General features: G+C 70.5%; 1 protein-coding gene. It reads left to right on the forward strand.

Translation table 11 applies throughout. From position 1 onward, the window contains the following. Positions 1–148: 148 nt before the first annotated feature. A partial coding sequence (locus ABZX92_RS45070) for an SDR family NAD(P)-dependent oxidoreductase (protein ID WP_355572215.1) occupies positions 149–4,849 on the forward strand: 4,701 nt, incomplete at its 3' end.

Raw genomic sequence — 4,849 nt, forward strand, 5'->3', positions numbered from 1 at the left:
GCCGAAATCTGTGGACAGCTCACGACCTGTGGACAACTCAGCCGATGTCGATCTTGCGAGCCCGGAATCGTCAGACCCTCGTGGGACGCTTGGAGTGGGGACCTCGGTCTCCCCCCGGGGCCCCCAGTCGGGATCGATTCCGTGGCTGGTGTCGGCGAAGTCGGAGGTCTCTCTCGCGGCGCAGATCGAGCGGGTGCGCGCGCTCGACGGTGACGCGGTGGATGTCGGGTTCTCGTTGGCGACTACGCGGGCGTTGTTCGAGCACCGCGCGGTGTTGCTGGACGGGGCCGAGATCGCGGCGGGGCTGGCGCGGCGGACTGAGTTGGCGCTGTTGTTCTCCGGGCAGGGTGCGCAGCGCGTCGGCATGGGCAAGGAGCTGTACGAGGCGTTCCCTGTCTTCCGTGAGGTGTTCGACGAGGTCCTGCAGCACCTTGAGCCGGGACTCCGCGAGGTCATGTGGGGCGATGAGGAAGCGCTCAACCAGACGGGCAACACGCAGCCCGCGCTGTTCGCGTTCGAGGTCGCCCTCTATCGGCTGCTGGAGTCGTACGGGGTGACAGCCGCGCACGTCACCGGCCACTCGATCGGCGAGATCGCCGCCGCGCACGTCGCAGGTGTGTTCAGCCTCGCGGACGCGGCGAAGCTGGTCACCGCACGCGCGTGCCTCATGCAGGCGCTGCCCGCAGGTGGCGTGATGATCGCAGTGCAGGCCACCGAGGACGAAGTCACGCCGCACCTGACGCCGGGCATCTCCATCGCCGCCATCAACGGGCCTGACTCGCTCGTCATCGCGGGCGTGGAGAAGGAAGCCCTCGCGCTGGTCAAGAACTTCGAAGGCCGGAAGACCAAGCAGCTGACCGTCAGCCACGCGTTCCACTCGCCGCTGATGGACCCGATGCTCAACGACTTCCGCGAAGCCATCAGCGGCATCACCTTCCACAGCCCGGCGATCCCGATGGTCGGCGACGTGGCGAACCCCGAGTATTGGGTGCGCCACGTCCGCGACGCCGTCCGGTTCCACGACGCGGTGAAAACCCTGGGCGACAAGACGTTCCTGGAAATCGGCCCCGACGGCGTGCTCTCGGCACTGGTCGACGGTGCGATCCCGAGCCAGCGCAAGGACCGTGACGAGCACACCGCGTTCATCACCGCGCTCGCGCGGCTGCACGTCGCGGGTGTCGCGGTCGACTGGAAACCTTTCTACCCCAACGGCAAGCGCGTCGACGTCCCCACCTACGCGTTCCAGCACGACCGCTACTGGCCGTCGGTCTCGGTCAGCGCGGGCGGCGACGCCACCGGACTCGGCCTGACCCCGACGGACCATCCTCTGCTCGGCGCGGCGATGACCGTCGCGGGCTCGGGCGAGCTCATCCTCACCGGCACACTGAGCAAGACCTCCTGGCTCGCCGACCACGTCGTGTTCCCGACCGCGGGCGTGCTGGAGCTGGCGTTCCGGGCGGCCGATCTCGCGGGCTACGAGCGCGTCGAGCAGTTCACCCAGGTCGCGCCGCTGGTGCTGCCGGACAGCGGTTCCGCGCAGGTGCAGTTCCAGGTCGGGCGCGACGGCGCGTTCCGGTTCCACGCGCGGCGCGGTGAGCAGGACTGGGTCGAGCACGCGAACGGCCAGCTGGGACAAGGCGTTCCGGTCCCGGCCAAGAACACGGAGTGGCCGCCGAAGGGCGCGACCGTCGTCGACCTCGACGGATTCTACGACGAAACGCCATACGGGGAAGCGTTCCAAGGCCTGCGCGCGGCGTGGCGGCGGAGCCAGGAGGTGTTCGCCGAGATCGCGTTGCCTGGCGACGCCAAGGGTTTCGGGGTTCACCCGGCACTGCTCGACGCAGCCACTCACGCGGCGACGTTCCTCGGTCTCGAGGGTATTCCTGCCCATTGGCGCGGCGTGTCGCTGTTTGCGAGCGGCGCGGAGGTCATCCGGGTCCGACTGTCCGCTGTGGATGGTGGGATCGCGCTGAACGCGGTCGACGTCGCCGGCGAGCCCGTGCTCACGGCCGAGTCCGTGACCATCGAACCGCTCGGCGAGCTGATGGAGCAGCCGGGCGTCGACTCGCTGTTCCGCCTCGACTGGGTGCCCGTCACCTACTCGCCCGGCCATGCGACGCTCGTGCACGTCACGGGCGAGCAGTCACCTGAGTCCGCGCACGCGTTGACAGCGGAAATGCTTGCCACGCTTCAGGAATCCGACGACCGACTGGTCTTCGTCACGCGTGGCGCGGTCACCGGTGATGACGTCGCGGCGGCCGCGGTCTGGGGTCTGGTGCGGTCCGCGCAGACCGAGAACCCCGGCCGGTTCCTGCTCGTCGACCTCGACGACGCCCCCGAGTCGGGGGCGCTGCTGCCCGGACTCGCCGGCCTGATCGACGCGGGGGAGACCCAGGTCATCGTGCGTGCGGGGGAGGTCTTCGCGGGCAGGCTCGCCCGCGTGACCGAAATCGTTGCGAGTGAATGGGATTCGTCCGGCACTGTCCTGGTCACCGGCGGCACGGGCGGACTCGGCGCCGTCATCGCCCGCCACCTCGTGACCCGCGGACAACGCAAACTCCTGTTGGTCAGCCGTCGTGGCCTCGATGCCCCTGGCGCCACCGACCTGCGCGATGAGCTGGCCGCGCTGGGCGCCGATGTCGAGGTGAAGTCCTGCGACGTCACGGACCGCGCCGCCGTCGCCGAACTGCTGGACGGCGTGCAGCTGACGGCCGTCATCCACACCGCGGGCGTGCTGGACGACGGCGTGATCGGTTCGCTGACGCCTGAGCGGCTCTCCGCCGTGATGCGCCCGAAGGTCGACGCCGCCTGGAACCTCCACGAGCTCGCCGGCGACGCGCACCTCATCCTGTACTCGTCGGTGTCCGGCGTGATGGGCGCTGCCGGTCAGGGCAACTACGCCGCTGCCAACGCCTTCCTGGACGCCCTCGCCGCGCATCGCCACAGCCTCGGCCTGCCCGCGCTGTCGCTGGCGTGGGGCGCCTGGGACACCGGCATGACGTCCACTTTGGACGAGGGTGACCTGCGCCGCATGCCGATGCTGTCCGTCGAGCAGGGCCTCGCACTCTTCGACGCGGCCATCTCCTCCGACGAGTCGCTGCTCGTCCCGCTCGCTTCTGGTGGTGGTGCGGCACAGGGCGACGTGCCCGCGATCATGCGCGGTCTCGTGCGGGCGGGCCGACGCACGGCCGCGCGCGAGATCGTCGTCGGTGGCCTGCTCGCCAAGCTCGGCGGGCTGCCCGACGCCGAACGCGTGCGGATCATCGTCGACGTGGTGCGTGCCGAGGCCGCCAAGGTCATCGGTTACGGGAACGCCGACGCGGTGGGCGCGGAGAAGGAGTTCCGCGCACTCGGGTTCGACTCGCTGACCGCGATCGAGCTCCGCAACGCCCTGGCCACGGCCACAGGTCTGACGCTGCCCGCCACGTTGATCTTCGACTACCCGACGCCGCTCGTCCTGGCCGAGCACCTGCTGGCCGAGCTGACCGGCGAGGGCGCGGATCTGGACGTGTCGGCGCAGGGCGTCGCGGACGCGGACGACCCGATCGTGATCGTCGGCATGGCCTGCCGCTTCCCCGGCGGTGTCTCCACACCGGAGGATCTGTGGCGGCTGCTGGCCGACGGCACCGACGCGATCGCGAGCTTCCCGACCGACCGCGGCTGGGAACAGGACGCGCTGGCGGCGGGCGGCACGGTCGAGGGCGGTTTCCTCTACGGCGCGGCGGAGTTCGACCCGGCGTTCTTCGGCATCTCGCCGCGCGAAGCACTCGCGATGGACCCGCAGCAACGCCAGTTGCTCGAAGTCGCCTGGGAAGCGGTCGAGCACGCGGGCATCAACGCCGCCACGCTGCGCGGCTCCAAGACCGGCGTGTTCGTCGGCACGAACGGGCAGGACTACACGAACCTCGTGCTGCGGGCGCGCGGTGACATCGAGGGCCACGCCTCCACCGGCCTCGCCGCCGCGGTGATCTCCGGCCGCCTCTCCTACACCTTCGGCCTCGAGGGTCCCGCGCTCACGATCGACACCGCCTGCTCCTCCTCGCTGGTGGCACTGCATCTCGCCGCCCAGTCGCTGCGATCGGGCGAGTCGACGATGGCGCTGGTCGGCGGCGTGACCGTGATGTCCACGCCGATGAACTTCGCCGGTTTCAACGCCCAGGGCGGCCTCGCGGCCGACGCCCGCTGCCGCGCCTTCTCCGACAACGCCGAGGGCACCGGCTGGGCCGAGGGCGTTGGCGTGCTCGTCGTCGAACGCCAGTCCGACGCCCTTCGGCAGGGCCACACCGTTCTGGCTGTCGTGCGCGGCTCGGCCGTGAACCAGGACGGCGCCTCGAATGGTCTGACCGCCCCGAACGGCCCCGCCCAGCAACGCGTGATCCGCCAGGCCCTCGCCAACGCCGGACTGTCCACTTCGGACGTCGACGCCGTCGAGGCGCACGGCACGGGCACCAAGCTGGGCGACCCGATCGAGGCCCAGGCGCTGCTCGCCACCTACGGCCGTGACCGCGCCGGAGCCCCGCTCTACCTGGGCGCCATCAAGTCGAACCTCGGCCACACACAGGCCGCCGCGGGCGTTGCCGGTGTGATCAAGATGGTGCTCGCCTTCCAACACGGCCTGCTGCCGCAGACCCTGCACGTCACCACACCGTCGTCCCACGTCGACTGGTCCGCGGGCGCCGTCTCGCTGCTCACCTCGAACACCCCGTGGCCCGCCACCGACCGCCCGGCCCGCGCCGGCGTCTCGTCCTTCGGCCTCTCCGGCACCAACTCGCACCTGATCGTCGAGGCCCCGGCCGCCACTCCCGACGGCCAGGAATTGTCAGACCCGCCTGAGATGATTGGGATGGGG

Source organism: Lentzea sp. NPDC006480, from assembly GCF_040611995.1.
GTDB lineage: Bacteria > Actinomycetota > Actinomycetes > Mycobacteriales > Pseudonocardiaceae > Lentzea.